Annotated in this window: 26 protein-coding genes; 17 read left to right on the forward strand and 9 right to left on the reverse strand. The window is 59.8% G+C overall.

The window, feature by feature from the left end; translation table 11 throughout:
* Nucleotides 1-8: 8 nt before the first annotated feature.
* The gene (locus LPQ25_RS24000; RefSeq protein WP_002885391.1) at nt 9-794 is read right to left on the reverse strand and encodes a DsbA family protein; all 786 of its coding nucleotides are present in this window, start codon (nt 792-794) and stop codon (nt 9-11) included.
* Nucleotides 795-1,019: 225 nt separating this feature from the next.
* Between LPQ25_RS24000 and LPQ25_RS24005 the strand changes: the two genes are divergently transcribed.
* Complete coding sequence (locus LPQ25_RS24005) at nt 1,020-1,703, forward strand: TerC family protein (protein WP_014908094.1); 684 nt, start codon at nt 1,020-1,022, stop codon at nt 1,701-1,703.
* Here the strand turns inward: LPQ25_RS24005 and LPQ25_RS24010 are convergent.
* Nucleotides 1,660-1,773, reverse strand: a complete 114-nt coding sequence (locus LPQ25_RS24010) for a hypothetical protein (RefSeq protein WP_014908095.1) — start codon at nt 1,771-1,773, stop codon at nt 1,660-1,662. The two genes, LPQ25_RS24005 and LPQ25_RS24010, sit on opposite strands and share 44 nt — an antisense overlap.
* A gap of 75 nt (nt 1,774-1,848) precedes the next feature.
* On the opposite strand from LPQ25_RS24010, the gene cbpA reads away from it, so the two are divergent.
* Nucleotides 1,849-2,766: a curved DNA-binding protein gene (cbpA, locus tag LPQ25_RS24015; RefSeq protein ID WP_002885338.1), complete on the forward strand. Its 918-nt coding sequence runs from the start codon at nt 1,849-1,851 to the stop codon at nt 2,764-2,766.
* Nucleotides 2,766-3,071 carry a chaperone modulator CbpM gene (gene cbpM, locus LPQ25_RS24020; RefSeq protein WP_002885324.1) on the forward strand — a complete coding sequence of 102 codons (306 nt, stop codon included), beginning with the start codon at nt 2,766-2,768 and terminating at the stop codon, nt 3,069-3,071. Before cbpA ends, cbpM begins: the two co-directional genes overlap by 1 nt.
* A 994-nt stretch (nt 3,072-4,065) precedes the next feature.
* Here the strand turns inward: cbpM and LPQ25_RS24025 are convergent.
* The 5 genes from LPQ25_RS24025 to LPQ25_RS24045 form a co-directional block, all read right to left on the reverse strand.
* Nucleotides 4,066-4,437 (reverse strand): plasmid partitioning/stability family protein, encoded by a 372-nt coding sequence (locus LPQ25_RS24025; protein WP_004151723.1) that lies wholly within the window; start codon nt 4,435-4,437, stop codon nt 4,066-4,068.
* A 9-nt stretch (nt 4,438-4,446) separates the two neighbouring features.
* Nucleotides 4,447-5,403 (reverse strand): plasmid segregation protein ParM domain-containing protein, encoded by a 957-nt coding sequence (gene parM / locus LPQ25_RS24030; RefSeq protein WP_004146678.1) that lies wholly within the window; start codon nt 5,401-5,403, stop codon nt 4,447-4,449.
* Nucleotides 5,404-5,550: 147 nt separating this feature from the next.
* Nucleotides 5,551-5,673, reverse strand: a complete 123-nt coding sequence (locus LPQ25_RS24035; RefSeq protein ID WP_004146677.1) for a hypothetical protein — start codon at nt 5,671-5,673, stop codon at nt 5,551-5,553.
* A gap of 5 nt (nt 5,674-5,678) precedes the next feature.
* Nucleotides 5,679-7,094, reverse strand: a complete 1,416-nt coding sequence (melB, locus tag LPQ25_RS24040) for a melibiose:sodium transporter MelB (protein ID WP_004146676.1) — start codon at nt 7,092-7,094, stop codon at nt 5,679-5,681.
* 93 nt (nt 7,095-7,187) lie between these two features.
* Nucleotides 7,188-8,540: an alpha-glucosidase/alpha-galactosidase gene (locus LPQ25_RS24045; RefSeq protein ID WP_004177780.1), complete on the reverse strand. Its 1,353-nt coding sequence runs from the start codon at nt 8,538-8,540 to the stop codon at nt 7,188-7,190.
* A 239-nt stretch (nt 8,541-8,779) separates the two neighbouring features.
* Between LPQ25_RS24045 and melR the strand changes: the two genes are divergently transcribed.
* Nucleotides 8,780-9,718, forward strand: coding sequence for a transcriptional regulator MelR (melR, locus tag LPQ25_RS24050; protein WP_004177781.1), 939 nt, complete (start codon nt 8,780-8,782; stop codon nt 9,716-9,718).
* A 49-nt stretch (nt 9,719-9,767) separates the two neighbouring features.
* Here the strand turns inward: melR and proP are convergent, their stop codons facing one another.
* Complete coding sequence (gene proP / locus LPQ25_RS24055) at nt 9,768-11,270, reverse strand: glycine betaine/L-proline transporter ProP (protein ID WP_002885227.1); 1,503 nt, start codon at nt 11,268-11,270, stop codon at nt 9,768-9,770.
* Nucleotides 11,271-11,457: 187 nt separating this feature from the next.
* Between proP and LPQ25_RS27315 the strand changes: the two genes are divergently transcribed.
* The 13 genes from LPQ25_RS27315 (at nt 11,458) to phnP (ending at nt 20,647) form a co-directional block, all read left to right on the forward strand.
* Nucleotides 11,458-11,727 (forward strand): hypothetical protein, encoded by a 270-nt coding sequence (locus tag LPQ25_RS27315; RefSeq protein ID WP_016831374.1) that lies wholly within the window; start codon nt 11,458-11,460, stop codon nt 11,725-11,727.
* A gap of 87 nt (nt 11,728-11,814) precedes the next feature.
* Nucleotides 11,815-12,150, forward strand: coding sequence for a zinc ribbon domain-containing protein YjdM (locus LPQ25_RS24060; RefSeq protein ID WP_041169006.1), 336 nt, complete (start codon nt 11,815-11,817; stop codon nt 12,148-12,150).
* Between the two features lie 228 nt (nt 12,151-12,378).
* Nucleotides 12,379-12,813: a VOC family metalloprotein YjdN gene (gene yjdN, locus LPQ25_RS24065; protein WP_012737181.1), complete on the forward strand. Its 435-nt coding sequence runs from the start codon at nt 12,379-12,381 to the stop codon at nt 12,811-12,813.
* A gap of 155 nt (nt 12,814-12,968) precedes the next feature.
* A complete protein-coding gene (gene phnF / locus LPQ25_RS24070; RefSeq protein ID WP_004177785.1) occupies nt 12,969-13,694 on the forward strand; it encodes a phosphonate metabolism transcriptional regulator PhnF in 726 nt (241 codons plus the stop codon).
* Nucleotides 13,695-14,147, forward strand: a complete 453-nt coding sequence (gene phnG / locus LPQ25_RS24075; RefSeq protein ID WP_002885214.1) for a phosphonate C-P lyase system protein PhnG — start codon at nt 13,695-13,697, stop codon at nt 14,145-14,147.
* On the forward strand, nt 14,144-14,728 hold the full coding sequence (phnH, locus tag LPQ25_RS24080) for a phosphonate C-P lyase system protein PhnH (RefSeq protein WP_002885207.1): 585 nt from the start codon (nt 14,144-14,146) through the stop codon (nt 14,726-14,728). Before phnG ends, phnH begins: the two co-directional genes overlap by 4 nt.
* A complete protein-coding gene (locus LPQ25_RS24085; protein WP_012737180.1) occupies nt 14,729-15,793 on the forward strand; it encodes a carbon-phosphorus lyase complex subunit in 1,065 nt (354 codons plus the stop codon).
* Nucleotides 15,786-16,634: an alpha-D-ribose 1-methylphosphonate 5-phosphate C-P-lyase PhnJ gene (locus LPQ25_RS24090; protein ID WP_002885202.1), complete on the forward strand. Its 849-nt coding sequence runs from the start codon at nt 15,786-15,788 to the stop codon at nt 16,632-16,634. Before LPQ25_RS24085 ends, LPQ25_RS24090 begins: the two co-directional genes overlap by 8 nt.
* Entirely contained in the window at nt 16,631-17,389 is a 759-nt protein-coding gene (phnK, locus tag LPQ25_RS24095) for a phosphonate C-P lyase system protein PhnK (RefSeq protein WP_014908098.1), read from the forward strand. The genes LPQ25_RS24090 and phnK overlap by 4 nt, the downstream gene beginning before the upstream one ends.
* A gap of 107 nt (nt 17,390-17,496) precedes the next feature.
* Entirely contained in the window at nt 17,497-18,177 is a 681-nt protein-coding gene (phnL, locus tag LPQ25_RS24100; protein WP_012737178.1) for a phosphonate C-P lyase system protein PhnL, read from the forward strand.
* Nucleotides 18,174-19,310, forward strand: a complete 1,137-nt coding sequence (gene phnM / locus LPQ25_RS24105; RefSeq protein ID WP_009484481.1) for an alpha-D-ribose 1-methylphosphonate 5-triphosphate diphosphatase — start codon at nt 18,174-18,176, stop codon at nt 19,308-19,310. Before phnL ends, phnM begins: the two co-directional genes overlap by 4 nt.
* Nucleotides 19,310-19,873, forward strand: coding sequence for a ribose 1,5-bisphosphokinase (gene phnN / locus LPQ25_RS24110; protein ID WP_004151727.1), 564 nt, complete (start codon nt 19,310-19,312; stop codon nt 19,871-19,873). Before phnM ends, phnN begins: the two co-directional genes overlap by 1 nt.
* A gap of 15 nt (nt 19,874-19,888) precedes the next feature.
* Nucleotides 19,889-20,647: a phosphonate metabolism protein PhnP gene (gene phnP, locus LPQ25_RS24115; RefSeq protein ID WP_004210023.1), complete on the forward strand. Its 759-nt coding sequence runs from the start codon at nt 19,889-19,891 to the stop codon at nt 20,645-20,647.
* A 21-nt stretch (nt 20,648-20,668) separates the two neighbouring features.
* Here the strand turns inward: phnP and yjdP are convergent, their stop codons facing one another.
* On the reverse strand, nt 20,669-21,022 hold the full coding sequence (gene yjdP, locus LPQ25_RS24120; RefSeq protein ID WP_004151729.1) for a DDRRRQL repeat protein YjdP: 354 nt from the start codon (nt 21,020-21,022) through the stop codon (nt 20,669-20,671).
* Nucleotides 21,023-21,032 lie beyond the last annotated feature (10 nt).

A 21,032-nucleotide genomic window follows, 5' to 3' on the forward strand; every position in this document is an offset into this window, starting at 1 on the left:
GCCGGGGATTAGCCGCCGGCTTTTTTGATGGCGGCTTCCAGCGAGGCTTTGTCTGCCAGCCCCGGGAAGACGGTGATGCTGGCTTCCGTGGCGCCGGTGGTCGGCATCACGATCACGCCCGGCGTGCCGCTCAGACCAATCTCCTGCGCCAGATCGTTTATGCTCTGCAGCACCGGTTCGACGTCGGCGGCCTTCTTCGCATCGAAGCCGGCTTTCTTCGCCTGCTGCTGGATATCCGCCGTCGTCAGCTTGCCTTCGTTATGGCCGGTAGCGTAAATCCCGTTATGGTAGGCCAGATAGGCATCCGCCCCTTTCTGTTGATAGATCTGCAGGCCGGTTTTTGCCGCCTCCAGCGAGCTTTCCCAGCGGCCGCCGAAAATCGGCCACTCTTTGAAGGCGAAGCGGGTCTGCGGGTGCGCTTTAATCACCTGCTCCATCACCGGCGCCAGACGGCTGCAGTAGACGCACTGGTAGTCGAAGAATTCGATCACCGTGACTTTGCCGTTGGCCGGGCCGTAGGTCGGGGTATTTTTATCCTGGGTCAACACGGCGGCGTTCTTCAGCACCGCCTGAGTGGCCGCGCTGGCCTGCTGCTCAGCCTGAATTTGCTGCAGTTTCTGGCTCGCCTGCAGCAGGACTTCCGGGTGGGCGACCAGATAGTCGGCGGCGATTTTGCCGATTTTCGCCTCCTGTTCCGGGGTGAAAGTCGCCGGCGCGTCAGCGGCAGAGGCCATCGCCGGCAGTAAGACAGCGCTCAGCAGGGCGACAGAGAGGTATTTCTTGTGGCCAGACATAGTGGGGATCCTTGCGATAAGTGAACGGCAGGTGAGTCTGGGTGACAAAATATCACCCTTTTTCGCCGAAGCCTTGCCCAACGGCGCCTTGATTCGTAACTTTATTTTTCAGGCTCTCTCTTTCCCGCGCGATAGCGCAGGTCTGCGCCAGTGGTCAACGCGGCCCAGGCGGAGTACCCTGCGCAGCGGTTTTTCTTGCTCTTTTTTCAGGTGGTTTCTCTCGATATGCATGCATTTCTTCAACAATGGGACATGGCAGTGATTATGCTGCAGATTGTCGCCATCGACTTACTGCTGGGTGGCGACAATGCCGTGGTGATCGCCATGGCCTGCCGCAAACTGCCGCCGCAGAAACGCACCAAAGCGATCATCATCGGTACCGTGGGCGCCATCCTGGCGCGCGTTCTGCTGCTGGCGATCGCTTTGTATCTCCTGTCGCTGCCGTGGCTGAAAATAGTCGGCGCGCTGCTCCTGATGTGGATTGGCATCAAGCTGGTCAGGAATGAGGAAGAAGAGAGCGAGGTTAGCAGCTCTGGCAGCCTGTGGCGCACCGCGATCACCATCACCGTTGCCGATGTGATTATGTCGCTGGATAACGTACTGGCGGTAGCTGCTGCGGGGAAAGGGCACATTGCGCTGGTCGCCCTCGGCGTGGCGATCAGCATTCCGGTTATTGTCGCCGGCAGCAAGCTGGTGCTGGTCCTGCTCACCCGCTTTCCCACGGTGGTGCTGCTGGGCGGGATGCTCATCGGCTGGATTGCCGGGTCAATGCTGGTCAGCGACCCTACCATTCGCCAGCTGTTTCCCAGCGCCGGCGAGGGCACCGCGCGCCTGGCTGGCGCCGTCGGCGCGCTGCTGGTGCTATTCACCGGATGGCGCCGCCGCCCACGGCCGCAGGCGAAAGATTAATCTTATCCACGGCGCCGTCGACCCCGACGGCGTCAAGTTTCCGCCACTTTTCTTCCCCGTCAGGGCGCATTTGCCCTACGCTTTATACTGACGCCTGTTCCAGGGAATATGTAACCACCGCACTGAGCATAGATGAGATAAAATCATGGAATTGAAGGATTATTATGCCATTCTCGGGGTGCAACCAACCGACGATCTGAAAACCATCAAGACCGCCTACCGCCGCCTGGCGCGCAAATATCACCCCGACGTCAGTAAAGAAAACGATGCCGAAGCCAAATTTAAGGATCTCGCCGAAGCCTGGGAAGTCCTGAAAGATGAGCAACGGCGCGCCGAATACGATCAGCTCTGGCAGCATCGCAACGATCCCGGCTTCGGTCGCCAGCGACAGACCCACGAGCAGAGCTACAGTCAGCAAGATTTCGACGACATCTTCTCCTCCATGTTTGGCCAGCAGGCGCATCAGCGTCGTCGTCAACACGCGGCGCGCGGCCACGATCTGGAGATCGAAGTGGCGGTGTTCCTTGAAGAGACGCTGGCCGAGCAGACGCGCACCATCAGCTATAACCTGCCGGTGTACAACGTGTTTGGCATGATCGAAAGCGAAACGCCGAAAACGCTGAATGTGAAGATCCCCGCCGGGGTAGTCGATGGTCAGCGTATCCGCCTGAAAGGCCAGGGGACGCCGGGGGAGAATGGCGGCCCGAACGGCGATCTGTGGCTGGTTATCCACATCGCCCCGCATCCGCTATTCGATATTGTCGGTCATAACCTGGAGATCGTCCTGCCGCTGGCGCCATGGGAGGCCGCGCTGGGCGCGAAAGTGACGGTGCCCACCCTGAAAGAGAGCATTCTGCTGACGGTGCCGCCGGGCAGTCAGGCAGGGCAGCGACTGCGTATCAAAGGGAAAGGGCTCGTGAGCAAAACCCACACCGGCGATTTGTTTGCCGTTATTAAAATAGTGATGCCGCCAAAACCAGATGAAAAAGCGCGTGAGCTCTGGCAACAATTGGCCGCCGCCGAAGCCAGCTTCGATCCGCGTAAGACATGGGGGAAAGCCTGATGGCTACAGTAACAGTGACGTTTACCATTACCGAATTGTGCCTGCGTACCGGGGTGTCGGAAGAGGAGCTGACGGAGATCGTCGGCTTAGGGATGATTGAGCCACACCAGCCGCAGGCGGACACCTGGCTGTTCGACGACAGCGCGGTGACAATCGTGCACCGCGCGGTACGCCTGCGTAATGAGCTGGAGCTGGACTGGCCGGGAATTGCGGTGGCGCTGACCCTGCTGGATGAGAACGCGCGGCTGACCCGCGAAAATCGCCTGCTGCAGCAGCGCCTGGCGCGCTTCCTCGCCCACGGATAGGGGCGACATCCCGGGTCGTGGCGTTCCGTCTTCGCGCCGGGTGGCGGCTACGCCTTACCCGGCATACAAATGGCACTGGACCCACCATTACACTGGATCCGTAGGCCCGCGCAAGCGTAGCGCCGCCGGGCATGGCCTCAGCCAGGGAGCCGCCTGTATGCCGGATGGCGGCTACGCCTTACCCGGCCTACAAACGGCACTGGGCCCACCATTACACTGGATCCGCAGGCCCGCGCAAGCGTAGCGCCGCCGGGCATGGCCCCAGCCAGGGAGCCGCCTGTATGCCGGGTGGCGGCTACGCCTTACCCGGCCTACAAATGGCACTGGACCCACCATTACACTGGATCCGTAGGCCCGCGCAAGCGTAGCGCCGCCGGGCATGGCCACAGCCAGGGAGCCGCCTGTATGCCGGGTGGCGGCTACACCTTACCCGGCCTACAAACGGCACAGTGCCCACCATTGAACTGGATCCGTAGGCCCGCGCAAGCGTAGCGCCGCCGGGCATGGCCCCAGCCAGGGAGCCGCCTGTATGCCGGGTGGCGGCTACGCCTTACCCGGCCTACAAATGGCACTGGAGCCCACCATTGCACTGGATCCGTAGGCCCGCGCAAGCGTAGCGCCGCCGGGCACGGCCACAGCCAGGGAGCCGCCTGTATGCCGGGTGGCGGCTACGCCTTACCCGGCCTACAAATGGCACTGGTCCCACCATTGCACTGGATCCGTAGGCCCGCGCGAGCGTAACGCCGCCGGGCATGGCCCCAGCCAGGGAGCCGCCTGTTTGCCGGGTGGCGGCTACGCCTTACCCGGCCTACAAATGGCACTGGACCCACCATTGCACTGGATCCGTAGGCCCGCGCAAGCGTAGCGCCGCCGGGCATGGCCCCAGCCAGGGAGCCGCCTGTATGCCGGGTGGCGGCTACGCCTTACCCGGCCTACAAACTAAGCGCAGCGCAAGCAGGGGAGTTTCCCGGGTCGCGCAAACCGGGAATAGCGCTTAATCCGGTAACGAACCGGCGAGATTACGCGCGGAGACGCTCTCGCTCACCGGCGCGGGCGGCTCCGGCGCCTTAGCCGGGGCGGCTGTTGGCGCGGCTGCCGGGGCGGGAGAGGCCGGCTGGATCTCAAGGAACGAGGCCAGCATCTTACGCAGCGTTTCCGGTTTAGTATCTTCCGCCAGCAACGCCGCCAGCATCGACGGCAAGCGGCTATCGACTTCCCCTAACGCCAGCCCCGCCAGCAGCGCGGTACGCGACATATCGCCGCGGTCGCCACGGTGATGGGCCTCAATTTTTGCGTCCGCGAAGCGCTCGCTGGCGCTGATATCCGGGCGCAGGTAAATCAGCACTTTTCTGCGATCCAGAGTCATAGACGCTCCTTAACCAATAATTTTCAGACCACGCACCAGGGCAAACTGCGGCTCTTCAGCCACCACGAAACGATCCTCGCGCAGACCCATCCGTTCACGAATGGCGTCGGCAACCAGCGGCGCGCCGCCGCCAATGACGATCGCGTGCGAATAGCCTTTAAAGCTATCGATGGCCGTCAGGACACGCGTGGTCAGACGTTCGATACTGTTATTGATCACCTTCTTCACCTCAGAAACCGCATCCGGATCGTTGATGTTATCGGTCAGGTATTCTTCGTCGTGGCGGTTGATGATTATCTGGTCGACGTTATAGCTGGAGGTGTCGGTATTCGCCCGGGCCAGCGCCAGCTTAACGGCGTCGGTCACCAGCGATACGCCCAGCTTCGGGTCGCCGTAAATGCGCGAAACCGAGGTCATCTGCCCGGCGACCATTGAAATATCCAGCGTGGTGCCGCCAAGGTCGATAATCAGCACCGAATGCGACGGTTTCAGCTCATCACATAGGCTGATGCCCGCCGGAATCGATTCCGGGCGCACGGTAACTTTAGTGATATTGAACACCACGCCTTTATTCAGTTTAACGTCGCGCAGCAGGCTCTTTTTCTTGCGCTCAATATTGTCGAGGCGATATTGCGCATCTTCATCATAAAATTCGGTCAGCGGCAGGGTGACCACAATTTCAACATCCTGTGGCTCAAGACCGCTGGTCAGCAGCGCGTGATGGACAGCGATGGAGTTCAACGGGCTGTATTGCCAGTCAATGTTATTGGTTGGGAGCGCATCGGGAGTGATCAGGTCGAATGAGTACTTTTCATCATCCACCGTGTAGTTAAAAGGCTTCCCCGAACCGAAGGTGGCAGACCAGCCGCGTTTAAAACTGTTGGGGCTGATATGGGTGAAAGTTTCGCCATCTTGCTCCCACAGCATTTTGATATTGGTTGAACCATCATCGATAAAAATGCGCATTGCATTGCTCCATCACTGAGACAAATAAGAGAAAAATGTAAGACCCAAAAAGAGTAGCAAGAGTTAAAAAGCAGCGCAAGAGCACGAAAAAGAGACAATTCTGAGTTTTATTTGAGAACAATCGGAGAAACAAACAGTCCAGAACACTCAAAAAGAGAAATAATTGAGATAAAATAGAGAACTACAGTTTTCTCTTTCTGTCTTTTTAAGACACTGTTTTTTGCTCAAAAAGAGAGCATCCCTCCCCTCTTTCGTCAGCGGTTTTCGCACGCTTTTTACACCTGATTGGGTACCACAATCGGCCGTTCCGGCTCGACGTCATTTTCCGGTACCCGGCGATATTTATCCAGCAGGTGAATCTGAATCCGTCGCAGCATATCGCCATTCAGTTTGTAATAACGGAAATAGAGAAACAGCGTCAGAGCAAAAAAGAGCGTCGGCAGCGCAATCATAATCGCCTGCATCCCCAGCAGCGTGTGGGGCGACTGCACAACATTCGGCACATAACCGATGATACCCAGCACGATGGCGATAAACCAGGCCGCAAACGCCGAACCGGCTTTGACTACCAGCGTTTGAACGGAATAGGCGATGCTTTCGCAGCGGATATTCATCGTATATTCGCCATAGTCGACGGTATCGGCCACCATAATAACCTGCAGCACCCAGAACAGCGCGGTGCCGATATTCAACAGCATCCCGGCCAGCGAAATCAGCGCGATGTTGTAAACGCCGCCCAGCGCCATCAGCAACAGCACGCCGCAGCCCAACACGGGCATGATCGAAGCACCCGCCCACAGAATGCGCCGCGACAGCCCTTTCACCAGTCGTGGGAACAGGATCAGCGTCAGCAAATTAGCCGCCCCGGCGTAGGACATGTAATACGGGAACATCTCCGCGCTGCCAATCACGTAGGTAAAGTAGTAAATCGCAAAGCCAGCGATAATGTTCGCCGCCGTGTTATAGGCCAGCGCCATGCCTAACAGGCAGGCCAGCTGATCGTTTTTATAGATCAGCGCCACCATCTGGCGCAGTGAGAGGTGGCTGGAGTCTTCGCTCACACCACTGTCGGAGGAGTAAACCTCATGCACGTTGCGCAGGGTGACGAGGGTGGAAACGACGAAGAAGGCGATCAGCACCAGAGTGAACATCTGAAAACCGAAACCGCGATCGGCGCCGCCGACGGCGTTGACGAACGGCAGCGTGACGCCGGCCGTGACAAATCCCGCCAGACTGGCGAAAAAGCGCGGGTAAGGCACCAGCTGCTCGCGTTCGCGTTTATCGAGGGTAATGGTCGGCACCAACGACCAGAACGGCACATCCATGATGGTGTAAGTGAAGCCCCACAGCAGGTAGGTTAGCCACACCCACGCCAGCAGCGCCCCGCCGCTGAAATGGTGGGCGCTGAACAGCATATACAGCACCACCGAGTTGGTTATCGTGCCGATCAGGATCCACGGTTTGAACTTCCCCCATCGCGATCGCGTACAGTTAACGATCCATCCCATAATCGGATCGGCTATCGCATCGAGGATCCTTGCCACCAGGAACAAGGTGCCAACCACCCCAACCGATAAGCCAACAATATCGGTGTAGTAATACATCAGGTACATGTAGACGATACCGATAGCGAAATCTTTACCAAAGGCACCAAATCCGTAGCTGAGCTTTGTTGTCATTGAAATACTCATAGGGTCCAGGTCGCTGTCGCCAGCGCCTCCTTCAGCGTTTGATAGAGCGTGACAGGCACCGCCGGGTTCGTTGCCCCCGGCGGCATAAGAGGATTAACGGTGCAGCCAGGCCGGCAGCCAGTCGCCGTGGCTGGCGATCAGATCGTCCACCAGCGCGTAGATCTCTTCGATCCCCAGCACCGCGGCGGTGTGCGGATCCATCATCGTGGCGTAATAGACGTAATCGCGATTTTCGGTGAGGATCGCCTGCGTGAGCAGCGTCTGCACGTTGATATTGGTCTGCATCAGCGCCGCCAGATGCGCCGGCAGCGCGCCCACTTTGGTCGGCTGGATGCCGTTGGCGTCCACCAGGCAGGCCACTTCCACACAGCAGCCCTGAGGCAGGTTGTCGATGAGATTATCATTGCGCACGTTGCCGTACACCACGCTTGGCTCGCCGGTCCAGATGGCGTTCATGATGGTGCTGGCATATTCGCGGGAGGGTTTCACCTCAATGCGCTCCCCGCGCTTATAGCTCTCCAGCTCCTGATGCCAGTTGGCCAGTTGCTCGACGCAGCGTTTAGGGTATTCATCCAGCGGCACTTTATAGCGAGCGAGAAGGTCATCGCGGCCCGGCTTGATAAACCATGGCGTGTATTCCGCGAAATGCTCCGAGGACTCGGTGACAAAGTAGCCCAGCTTTTTGAGCATTTCATAGCGGACGATGTTTTCGCAGCGCGGGTTGCCGTGCAGGTTCGGTTTCGGCGCCCGCCCGTCGGCGTAGGCCTGTAGCAGGTCGGGGTAGATACTGACGTAGCTGCCGTCCGCGAGCTTTTTCTCCAGCGACAGATAGAACGCCATATGGTTAATCCCCGCGCAGCGGTAGCGTAAATCCGCCGGATCGAGATCGAGGTCGCGCGCCAGCTCTTCCGCTGTGCCTTGCACCGAGTGGCACAGACCCACCTGCTTGATATGCGGGTAGCGGGCGTACATCGCCCAGGTGTTCATCGCCATCGGGTTGACGTAGTTAAGCATGGTGGCGTCCGGGCAGACCTCGCTCATATCGTCGCAGATAGCCCACAGGTGCGGGATGGTGCGCAGCGCGCGCATAATGCCTCCCGGCCCCAGCGTATCGGCAATGGTCTGCTCCAGGCCGTGGCGCTTGCAGACTGCAAAATCGGTGACGGTACAGGGCTCATAGCCGCCAATCTGGAAGGCAACGACGACAAAATCGGCGCCCTGCAGGGCGGTTTTCCGGTCGCGGTGGCAGCTGATTTCGCCGTTCGCGCCCACGGAATCCATCAGCTTGCGCACCACGATATGCGACTCTTCCAGCCGGGTTTCATCGATATCCATCAGCGCGATATGCGCCGATTTCAGCGCCGGGCGCTGGAAAACATCACCGAGAATATTTTTGACGAACACCGTCGAACCGGCGCCGATAAAAGTAATTTTTGGGGCAGACATCACGCACTCTCCATCAGGTCATTGAACACTTGCAGAGTGGCACGCCGCTCCCCGCTGCGCTGCCCTGTTCCCGCCGGAGCATTCCCGAAAGCTCAGATCGGCCATTAAGCGCCACAAAATCTGAGATTTCGGGAACAGATTGAGCAAAAAGGAGAGAAAATGGGCCGATTCTTCCGCTAAGCTGTCGTCAGTTCTGGCGAAAAATGCAGCCACTCTGACAATTCAGGAATACGCTAACGATGGAACACCGCTTCACCTCTCTGCCCCCCGATCCCTTTATGTGCAGCAGCGACGAAAAGCAGAGCCGCAGCCCGCTGGCGCTCTACTCCGAGTATCAGCGTATGGATATCGAACTGCGCCCGCCGCACGCCATGCCCACCAGCCACTGGCACGGCCAGGTGGAGGTCAACGTGCCGTTCGATGGCGACGTGGAGTATTTGATTAATAACGAAGTGGTGCGCATTGAGAAAGGCTATATCACTCTGTTCTGGGCCTGTACGCCGCATCAGCTGACCCGCCCCGGCGATTGCCAGCAGATGGCGATATTCAACCTACCGATGCATCTGTTTCTCTCATGGCCGCTGGACCGGGAGCTTATCAACCACGTCACCCATGGGATGGTGATTAAATCCCTCGCTGCGCAGCAGTTGAGCGCCTTCGAAGTGCGCCGCTGGCAGCAGGAACTGAGCCACGAGAATGAACAGATACGCCAGCTGGCGATCGATGAAATCGCCCTGATGCTGAAGCGGCTGAGCCTCGCCGGCTGGCAGCCGATTCTGGTCAATAAAACCTCACGCACCCACAAGAACAGCGTCTCGCGCCACGCGCAGTTTTATGTCAGCCAGATGCTGGAGTTTATCGCTGCCCACTACGACCAGGCGCTGACCGTCAATGCCGTTGCCGAGCACGTGAAGCTCAACCCGAACTATGCGATGGGGGTCTTTCAGCGGGTGATGCAGCAGACCATGAAGCAGTACATTACCGCCATGCGTATCAATCATGTGCGGGCGCTGCTGAGCGATACCGACAAGACCATCCTGGATATTGCCCTTACCGCCGGTTTTCGCTCCAGCAGCCGCTTCTACAGCACCTTTACCCGTTACGTGGGCATGCCGCCGCAGCAGTACCGTAAACTCAGCCAGCAGCGGCGTCACGGCCTGGCCTTGCCGAAGGCATAAAAAATGCCGCCGGGGTTTCCCCAGGCGGCATGATTAACAGTGAAAACGGTTAGTCGTTGATACGCGGATGCTGCTGCACCAGACGCGACCGTTTTGCCTGCAGATCGGCGATCTCCTGATCGATATCTTCGATTTTTTGCTCGATGTTATCGTAGTGCTCGCCAAGGATTTCTTTCGCTTCCTGGATATCCGACGCCGCCGGGGTCGCCCCTTTCAGCGGACGGTTAGCCGTCTCTTTCATCGACAGGCCCGTCGCCATACCCACCACCGCGATAACCATCAGGTAGTACGCCGGCATCATCAGGTTTTGGGTGGTCTCCACCAGCCACGCCGCCAGGGTTGGCGTCAGACCGGCAATCAGCACCGAGATGTTAAAGGCGCTGGCCAGGGCGCTGAAGCGGATGTGCGTCGGGAACATCGCCGGCAGCGAGGAGGCCATCACCCCGATAAAGCAGTTCAGCACCACCGCCAGCAGCAGCAGGCCGGCGAAGATCAGGCTAGTCACGTTGCTGTTGATCATAATGAAGGCCGGGATCGACAGGGCAAACAGCGCCACGCTACCAATCAGGATAAACGGGCGACGGCCGAAACGGTCGCTGAGCATACCGATAACCGGCTGTACAAACAGCATCCCGACCATGATAGCGATGATGATCAGCACCCCATGATCTTCCGAGTAGTGCAGGTTATGCGACAGATAGCTCGGCATGTAGGTCAGCAGCATGTAGTAAGTCACGTTGGTGGAAATCACCAGACCGATACAGGTCAGCAGGCTACGCCAGTGCTTGGTGGCAATCTCTTTAAAAGAGACCTTCGGCCCGTCCTGCAGTCCTTCACGGTCGCCCTGCTCCATGGTGTCAACATGCTGCTGGAACGCCGGCGTCTCTTCCAGCGCATGGCGCAGGTAGAGACCAATGATACCTAACGGTAGCGCCAGGAAGAACGGGATACGCCAACCCCAGTCGAGAAAGTTCTGTTCACCCACCACGCTGGAGATGAGAACCACCACGCCGGCCCCCATCACAAACCCGGCGATGGAGCCAAAGTCCAGCCAGCTGCCCATAAAGCCGCGCTTGCGGTCAGGAGAGTATTCCGCGACGAAGATCGACGCCCCGGTATATTCACCGCCGACCGAGAAGCCTTGCGCCATTTTACACAGCAGCAGCAGGATCGGCGCCCAGATACCTATCGTGGCATACGACGGAATAAGGCCGATACAGAAAGTACTTATCGACATGATCACGATAGTTATCGCGAGAATTTTTTGCCGACCATATTTATCGCCCAGCATCCCGAAGAACAGGCCGCCTAACGGACGAATTAAAAATGGTACGGAGAAGGTACCCAGCGCGGCAATCATCTGCACGCTTGGGTTGGCATCGGGGAAGAAGACTTTACCTAAGGCGTAGGCCACAAAGCCATAGACGCCGAAATCGAACCACTCCATCGCGTTGCCCAGGGAGGCCGCGGTGATCGCCTTTTTCAGTTTACCATCATCGATGATGGTCACATCCTTAAGGGTGATGGGCTTTATTTTTTTCCTTTTAAGCATATTTTTCCTCTGCTACTCCGCCTTGAGTGCACGCCTCTTCGCCGAATGGCAAGGCCATTCGCATCGTGCGTCAGGAGCGGTGAATTGCTGTGCTCCTCATTTCAAGCGTAGCAGGTTTGCCTGCACTGTCTGCTGACAGAATGTACAACCGAACCTGTTGACGCCTGCTCTGGCTACTGGTGAATAAATGGAGCGGCTCATCGTGATGCTTGATGAAATTGACCTGCTCCCCTTTTTTACCCTAACAGTGTTTATATCTGCGATCAACTTCACAGAAATTTACCGCCTCATTACAGAGTGTCGGAAAATAAATAAGTTCATTTCCTGCCGATCGCGCGGAAATTATTTCGTCGATTTTGCTCCACTTCGGGCGGTTAATTTCAGCGTTTATTCGCTTCTTTCCGGAATAACACCACGGCTATTTTTTAGCAAAAAAACACCCGACAAAAGTGGGTGATTGCGCTATAATCATACCCACTTTCGGCTATCAGCCGCTGTTTAAAGGACCAACGTCCTGTTTTTCGACGACATCATGAGGAGCGTCATGCAACTGCCACACTGCCCAAAATGCGATTCGACTTACACTTATGAAGATAGCGGCATGTACATCTGCCCGGAATGTGCCCATGAGTGGAACCCTGCCGAGGCGACGGAAGAGAGCGACATTCTGATCGTTAAAGATGCCAATGGCAATTTACTGGCCGACGGCGACAGCGTTACCGTCGTGAAAGATCTGAAGGTTAAAGGCAGCTCTTCGATGCTGAAAATCGGCACCAAAGTGAAAAATATCCGTCTGATCGAAGGCGATCACAATATTGACTGCAAAATTGACGGTTTTGGTCCGATGAAGCTCAAATCGGAATTTGTGAAAAAGAACTGATTTAATTTCGGGTAGGCGGCGCGATTATTTTTTCATATAACCGTCGCCGCTCCCGATATCCTGGTGGCCGTTTGTCCCCCGGCGCATCCTGTTATTTCCCTCGCCGGCAACCGCTATTTACGCTGTCGCCTGCCGTCATATTTCAGCGCCCCTTTTCGCCCTGCCGTCTGGCTCAATCGCCTGCCGGGCGACTACGCTTTACGGGTTACGGTCACTGAGGTATTCACCATGTCCTTAAGTCCCTACCTTGCCTTTGCGGGCAACTGCGCCGAGGCGATCGCCTTCTACCAGCAGACGCTGGGCGCAGAGCTGATGTTTAAAATGACCTTTGGCGAAATGCCGCCCCCGGCGCAGGAAGCGTCAGACGGCTGCCCGTCTGGCCAGAAGATGGAGGATGATGCTATCGCCCACGCCAGCCTGCGCATCAATAATGGCGAGCTGATGCTGAGCGACAGCGCCTTCGGGCCCGATGTGCATTACGCCGGCTTCACCCTCGTCCTCGATCCCAGCGATGTCGCTGAAGGCCAGCGCTGGTTCGACGCGCTGGCTGTCGGCGGGCGCATTGAGATGGCCTGGCAGGAAACCTTCTGGGCCCACGGCTTCGGCAAAGTCGTCGACCGCTTTGGCGTCCCCTGGATGATCAACGTGGTCAAACAAGGCTGACGCCCCCAGGGCGGCCCGGCCGCCCTGTCATCCGCCTGGCATCAACTCTTCATCCTTTAGTCATCGTCACTTAACCGAAATGCAACATAAACCGGTCAGGATCGGCCCACAACGCGAGGAAGCTCCTCGCCTATGCTGTGTGAGGCTTGATGACCATGCACCTGTCCAGACATCCGACCAGTTACCCCACGCGCTATCAGGAAATCGCCGCCCGACTTGAGCAGGAGCTGCGCCACCACTATCGCTGCGGCGACTATCTGCCCGCCGAGCAGCAGCTGGCGACGCGCTTCGACGTTAACCGCCACACCCTGCGCCGGGCTATCGACCAGCTGGTTGAGCGCGGCTGGGTTCAGCGCCGTCAGGGCGTGGGTGTGCTGGTGCTGATGCGCCCCATCGACTACCCGCTTAACGCCCAGGCGCGCTTCAGCCAAAACCTGCTGGAACAAGGCAGCGATCCCACCAGCGAAAAGCTGCTGTCGGTGCTGCGCCCCGCCAGCGCCCATGTCGCCGAGGCCTTTGGCATCAATGAGGGCGAGAACGTGATCCACCTGCGTACCCTGCGCCGGGTCAATGGCGTCGCCCTGTGCCTGATTGACCACTACTTCGCTGACCTGCGCTTCTGGCCGGTGCTACAGACCTTCAGCCACGGCTCGCTGCACGATCTGCTACGCGATCGGCTCGACGTCGAACTGACCCGCGTACGCACCAAAATTAGCGCCCGCCGCGCGCAGGCAAAAGAGAGCAAGCTGCTGGAAATCCCCAATATGGCGCCGCTGCTCTGCGTCCGCACGCTCAATAGCCGCGAGGGCGAGTCGCTCACGGCGGAGTACTCCGTCAGCCTGACCCGCGCCGACATGATTGAATTTACCATGGAGCACTGAATGCACTTCGATACCGCCACCCGCCAGCGCTGGATGTCCGTGCTGGCCCACAGTGAACCGCAGGACCTTCTGGCGCGCATGCAGTCCCTGCAGCTGGCGCCGGAATATGAATTGATTCGCACCCCGGAGACCGGGCTGGTACAGCTCCAGGCCCGCATGGGCGGTATCGGCGACCGCTTCTTTGCCGGCGACGCCACCCTTACCCGCGCAGCGGTACGCCTGGCTGACGGTACCCTCGGTTACAGCTGGATCTTAGGCCGCGACCGCCCGCACGCTGAACGCTGCGCGGCGATCGACGCCCTGCTGCAGTCGCCCCGCCATTTTCACACCTTAATGGAAACCCTGATAACCCCGCTGGAAGCGCTACGCAGCGCGCGCATTGAAGCCCGACGCGCCGAAGTCAACGCCAGCCGGGTCGACTTCTTTACCCTGGTTCGCGGAGATAACGTATGACCTTACAACCCGCTTTTACCCTGGCTGTGCAGGATGCCCAACACAGTTTTCGTCGCCTGCTGAAAGCGATGAGCGAGCCGGGGGTGATTGTCTCCCTGCAGCAGCTTCAGCACGGCTGGCAGCCATTGAACGTGGCCTCCACCAGCCTGCTGTTGACCCTTGCCGATCATGAAACACCGGTCTGGCTCGCCAGCGCTCTGCGTAACGATCTGGTGGGACAGAATCTGCGCTTTCATACCGGCGCGCCGCTGGTGGACCAGCCGCAGCAGGCGGTTTTTGCCGTCGCCAATGACGGTATCAGCGCCGAGCAGCTCAACGTCCTTTCCGCTGGCACCGTCACCGCGCCGGAAACCGGCGTCACACTGATCGTTCAGCTTGCCAGCCTCAGCGGCGGACGCATGCTGCGCCTGACCGGGGCAGGCATTGCCGAAGAGCGAATGATCGCGCCGCAGCTGCCGGACTGCATCATCGACGAATTAACCGAACGCCCGCACCCGTTCCCGCTGGGCATCGACCTGATCCTCACCTGCGGCGAGCGCCTGCTGGCGATCCCGCGCACCACCCACGTGGAGGTGTGCTAAATGTACGTTGCCGTCAAGGGCGGCGAGAAGGCGATCCGCGCCGCTCACGCCTTACAGGAACAGAAACGACGGGGCGATGGACGGCTTCCCGAACTGAGCGTCGAACAGATAAGCGACCAGCTCAGCCTGGCGGTGGACCGGGTGATGACCGAGGGCGGCATCGCCGACCGCGAACTGGCGGCGCTGGCGCTGAAGCAGGCCAGCGGCGATAACGTCGAAGCAATATTTCTGCTGCGCGCCTACCGCACCACCCTGCCGCGGCTGGCGGTCAGCGAACCGATTAATACCGCGGAGATGCGCCTCGAACGCCGCATCTCCGCAGTGTATAAAGATATCCCCGGCGGCCAGCTGCTGGGCCCCACTTACGACTACACCCACCGCCTGCTCGATTTTACCCTGCTGGCCAATGGCGAAGCGCCGTCTGTGCAGCAAGCCGATGGCGAAGCAGAGCCGACGCCGCACGTCTTTAGCCTGCTCACGCAGCAGGGGCTGGCGAAGACCGAGGAAGATCGCGGCACGCCGCCCGACGATATCACCCGCACCCCGCCGGTCTACCCCTGCTCGCGTTCCTCGCGCCTGCAGCAGCTGATGCGCGGCGATGAAGGCTACCTGCTGGCGCTGGCCTATTCGACCCAGCGCGGCTATGGCCGCAACCATCCGTTTGCCGGCGAGATCCGCAGCGGCTACGTGCAGGTGGAAATCGTCCCGGAAGAGCTGGGCTTTAGCGTCAATATTGGCGAGCTGCTGCTGACCGAGTGCGAGATGGTTAATGGCTTCGTCGCCCCGCAGGAGGAGCCGCCGCACTTCACCCGCGGCTACGGCCTGACCTTCGGCATGAGCGAGCGCAAAGCGATGGCCATGGCGCTGGTCGACCGTGCGCTGCAGGCGCCGGACTATGACGAAGAGATTGCCGGCCCGGCGCAGGATGAAGAGTTTGTGCTGGCCCACGCCGATAACGTCGAAGCGGCCGGCTTCGTCTCGCATCTGAAGCTACCGCACTATGTCGATTTCCAGGCCGAACTGGCGCTGCTGAAACGCCTGCAACGGGAGAACGAACGTGGCTAACCCACTGACTGGCTATAACTTTGCTTACCTCGACGAGCAAACCAAGCGCATGATCCGCCGGGCTATTCTCAAAGCGGTAGCGATTCCCGGCTACCAGGTGCCGTTCGGCGGGCGCGAAATGCCAATGCCCTACGGCTGGGGCACCGGCGGCATCCAGCTGACCGCCAGCGTCATCGGTGAGAACGACGTGCTGAAGGTGATTGACCAGGGCGCGGATGACACCACCAACGCGGTGTCGATTCGTCAGTTCTTTAAGCGCGTCACCGGCGTCGCCACCACCGAGCGTACCGAAGACGCCACCCTGATCCAGACCCGCCACCGGATCCCGGAGACGCCGCTGGTGGAAGATCAGATCCTGATCTACCAGGTGCCGATCCCGGAGCCATTGCGCTTTATCGAGCCGCGTGAAACCGAAACCCGCACCATGCACGCCCTGGAAGAGTACGGCGTCATGCAGGTGAAACTGTATGAAGATATCGCCCGCTTCGGCCATATCGCCACCACCTACGCCTATCCGGTGAAGGTCAATGGCCGCTACGTGATGGACCCTTCGCCGATCCCGAAATTCGATAACCCGAAAATGCACATGATGCCGGCGCTGCAGCTGTTCGGCGCCGGGCGCGAAAAGCGGATCTACGCCGTGCCGCCCTATACCCCGGTGGAGAGTCTCGATTTCGACGACCATCCCTTTACCGTGCAGGAGTGGGATGAGCCCTGCGCCATCTGCGGCTCGCGCCACAGCTACCTCGACGAAGTGGTGCTGGATGACAGCGGCCAGCGGATGTTTGTCTGCTCCGATACCGACTATTGCCGCCAGCAGAGCGAGGGGCAGAAAAAATGAACCAGCCATTACTTGCTGTGAATAACCTGACCCATCTCTACGCCCCGGATAAAGGTTTTCGCGATGTCTCCTTCGAGCTGTGGCCGGGAGAAGTGCTCGGCATCGTCGGCGAGTCCGGCTCCGGTAAAACCACCCTGCTGAAGGCAATCTCCGGCCGCCTGACGCCGCAGCAGGGCGAGGTGCTGTACCAGCAGCGCTCGCTGTACGCCATGAGCGAAGCCGAACGCCGACGCCTGTTGCGCACCGAATGGGGCGTAGTGCATCAGCACCCGATGGACGGTCTGCGTCGCCAGGTCTCTGCCGGGGGCAACATCGGCGAACGGCTAATGGCCACCGGCGCCCGCCACTACGGCAACATTCGCGCCACCGCCGAAAAGTGGCTGCAGGAGGTGGAGATCCCGCCCTCGCGCATCGACGACCTGCCCACCACCTTCTCCGGCGGCATGCAGCAGCGTCTGCAGATCGCCCGCAATCTGGTCACCCAGCCGAAGCTGGTGTTTATGGATGAACCCACCGGCGGGCTGGATGTGTCCGTGCAGGCGCGGCTGCTAGACCTGCTGCGCGGCCTGGCGGTGGAGCTGAATCTGGCGGTGGTGATTGTTACCCACGATCTCGGCGTCGCTCGCCTGCTGGCGAACCGTCTGCTGGTGATGAAGCAGGGCCAGGTGGTGGAGAGTGGCTTAACCGACCGGGTGCTCGACGATCCGCACCATCCTTACACCCAGCTGCTGGTGTCGTCGGTGTTACAGAATTAATGCTGTTTTGCCGGGTGGCGGCTGCGCCTTACCCGGCCCACAGGTGCGTTATTCGTAGGCCGGGTAAGCGAAGCGCCACCCGGCAACTCAACCCCGTGAGAGCTAACATGATCCGCGTTGAAAACGTCCATAAAACCTTTGTTCTGCACCAGCAGCACGGCGTGCGTCTGCCGGTGCTGGCCGACGCCTCGCTGACCGTTAACGCCGGGGAGTGCGTGGTGCTCCACGGTCACTCCGGCAGCGGCAAATCGACCCTGCTGCGTTCGCTGTACGCCAATTATCTGCCGGACAGCGGCCATATCCATATCCGCCACGGCGACGAATGGGTGGACCTGGTCACCGCCACCCCACGCAAGGTGCTGGAAGTGCGCAAAATCACCATCGGCTGGGTCAGCCAGTTTCTACGGGTGATCCCGCGCATTTCGGCGCTGGAGGTGGTGATGCAGCCGCTGCTCGATCTTGGGACGCCGCGCGAAGCGAGCGCCGCGAAAGCCGCCCAGATCCTGACCCGCCTCAACGTTCCGGAACGCCTGTGGCACCTTGCGCCGTCCACCTTTTCCGGCGGCGAGCAGCAGCGGGTCAACATCGCCCGCGGTTTTGCGGTCGACTATCCGATCCTGCTCCTTGATGAACCCACCGCCTCACTGGATGACAAAAACAGTGCTGCCGTGGTCAACCTGATCCACGATGCCAAAACGCGCGGCGCGGCCATCGTGGGGATTTTCCATGACGAAGGGGTACGCCGTCAGGTCGCCGACCGACTGCACTCTATGGGAATGACAGCATGATTATCAATAACGTAAAACTGGTTCTCGACGACGAAGTGGTCCACGGTTCGCTGGAAGTCCAGGACGGTCGCATCCTCGCCTTCGCCGAAAGCCAGAGCCGGCTGCCGCAGGCGCTGGATGGGGAAGGCGGCTGGCTGCTGCCGGGCCTTATCGAGCTGCATACCGATAACCTCGACAAGTTCTTTACCCCGCGGCCGAAGGTAGACTGGCCGGCCCACTCGGCGATGAGCAGCCATGACGCCATGATGGTCGCCAGCGGCATCACCACCGTGCTGGACGCCGTGGCGATTGGCGACGTGCGCGATGGCGGCGATCGTCTTGAGAATCTGGAGAAGATGGTCAATGCCGTGGAGGAGACGCAAAAGCGCGGTCTCAACCGCGCCGAACACCGCCTGCACCTGCGCTGCGAGCTGCCGCATCACACCACGCTGCCGCTGTTTGAAAAGCTGATCGATCGCGAGTCGGTGAGCATGGTCTCTCTGATGGACCACTCGCCGGGCCAGCGTCAGTACGCCGATCGCAGCAAGTACCGCGATTATTATCAGGGCAAATATCATCTGACGCATGACGAAATGGACCGTTTTGAAGCCGAGCAGATGGCTCTGGCCGCCACCTGGTCGCAGCCCAATCGCCAGACCATCGCCGCCATGTGCCGCGCCCGCCGTATCGCCCTCGCCAGCCACGACGACGCCACCGAGGCGCATGTGGCCGAATCCCACCAGCTAGGGAGCGTGATCGCCGAGTTTCCCACCACGCTGGCCGCGGCGCAGGCTTCACGTCAGCACGGGATGCACGTCCTGATGGGGGCGCCGAATATCGTGCGCGGCGGTTCCCACTCCGGCAACGTCGCCGCCCACCAGCTGGCGAGCCACGGTTTGCTGGACATCCTCTCATCTGACTATTACCCCGCCAGCCTGCTGGATGCCGCTTTCCGCATCGCCGACGCCGAGGACAATGCCTTCACCCTGCCACAGGCGATCCGTCTGGTCAGTCAGCATCCGGCGCAGGCGCTGGGCCTTGACGATCGCGGCGTCATCGCCGAGGGAAAACGCGCCGACCTGGTGCTGGCGCACCGTCGCGGCGAACATATCCAGATCGACCATGTCTGGCGCCAGGGAAAGAGGGTCTTTTAATGCCAGGAAAACTGATTTGGCTGGTGGGCCCCTCCGGCTCCGGTAAAGATAGCCTGCTGGCGGCGCTGCGCCAGCGCGAGCACCCGCAGCTGCTGGTGGCCCATCGTTACATAACCCGCCCGTTTAACGCGGGCAGCGAGAATCATATCGCCCTCAGCGAACATGAGTTTTTTACCCGCGCCGAGCAGCATCTTTTTGCTCTCAGCTGGCACGCCAACAATACTTACTATGGCATTGGCGTGGAGATCGACCTCTGGCTGCACGCCGGCTTTGACGTGGTGGCCAACGGCTCCCGCGCCCATCTGGCGCTGGCCCGGGAACGTTACGGCGAGGTGCTGGTGCCGATCTGTCTCGCCGTCTCGCCGCCGGTGCTGCGCCAGCGGCTGGAGCAGCGCGGCCGGGAAAACGCGCTGGAAATCGCCCAGCGTCTGGAACGCGCCGCGCGCTATAAGCCGGACAACTGCCTGACATTGAATAACGACGGCAGTCTCCGACAATCGGTCGATGAATTTTTCCGCCTGCTGCGCAGCCACGCGGCGCGCGAAGCGGATCAACTGGTATAAACAAAAGGTGACGCGATGAGCCTGACCCTCCGCTTAACCGGCACCGGCGGCGCTCAGCTGGTGCCGGTCTTCGGCTGCGACTGCGCGGCCTGCCGACGCGCCCGCCGCGAGGAGAGCCACCGACGCCGCCCCTGTAGCGGAGTGGTCACGTTCAACAGCGCCGTGACGCTGCTCGATGCCGGACGACCGGATCTGATGGAGCATCATCCCGCCGGCAGCTTTCAACAGGTGCTGCTGACCCACTACCATCTGGATCATGTGCAGGGGCTGTTTCCGCTGCGCTGGGGAGTCGGCGCGTCGATTCCGGTCTATGGCCCGCCGGATGACGCCGGCTGCGACGATCTGCTCAAACACCCCGGTCTGCTTGACTTTAGCCATACCGTCACGCCGTTTGTGATGTTTAACCTGCAGGGGCTGCGGGTGACGCCCCTACCCCTTAATCACTCGAAGCTGACCTTTGGTTATCTGCTGGAGTCGGCCCACAGCCGGCTGGCCTGGCTCTCGGATACCGCCGGGCTGCCGGACAAGTCGCTGAAGTTTTTGCTCAATAACCGCCCGCAGGCGATGATCATCGACTGCAGTCATGAGCCGCGCGCGCAGACCCCGCGTAACCATAACGATCTAAACACCGTCCGCAGCCTTAACCAGGTCATTGGCTGTCCGCGGGTGATCCTCACCCATATCAGCCACCAGTTTGACGTCTGGATGATGGATAACCCGCTGCCGACAGGTTTCGAAGCGGGCTATGACGGGATGGAAATAGCGCTGGATTAAGCGCTGGCCTGCGGGGGGCGATCAGTAGCTATCATCCAGACGACGCTGGTCGCTTTCTAACTGACGACGATCGCGGTCGAGCTGACGCTGGCGTTCATCCAGCTGGCGGCGGCGCTCGTCCAGCTGGCGTTGCCGCTCGTCATACTGGCGCTGACTGTCACGGCTCTGCTGACGGCTCCCCTGATAGCGCCCGTCATCATACCGGCCATCGTCATCGTATCTGTCGTCGTCATCGGAGCGACTGCTGCCGGGGTTATAGGCGTCGTTAATGGCTTGCTGAATATTGCCGATCGCGTCATCGATAATATCGGCGCGAGCGGCCAGGCTGGTCAGCGACAGAGTGCAAAAGAGCAGTGCGGTTGCGTAACGTTTCATCGGGGCCAAT

It is taken from the genome of Klebsiella sp. KPN54798, from assembly GCF_021184225.1.
In the GTDB taxonomy this organism is placed as follows: Bacteria; Pseudomonadota; Gammaproteobacteria; order Enterobacterales; family Enterobacteriaceae; genus Klebsiella; species Klebsiella pneumoniae.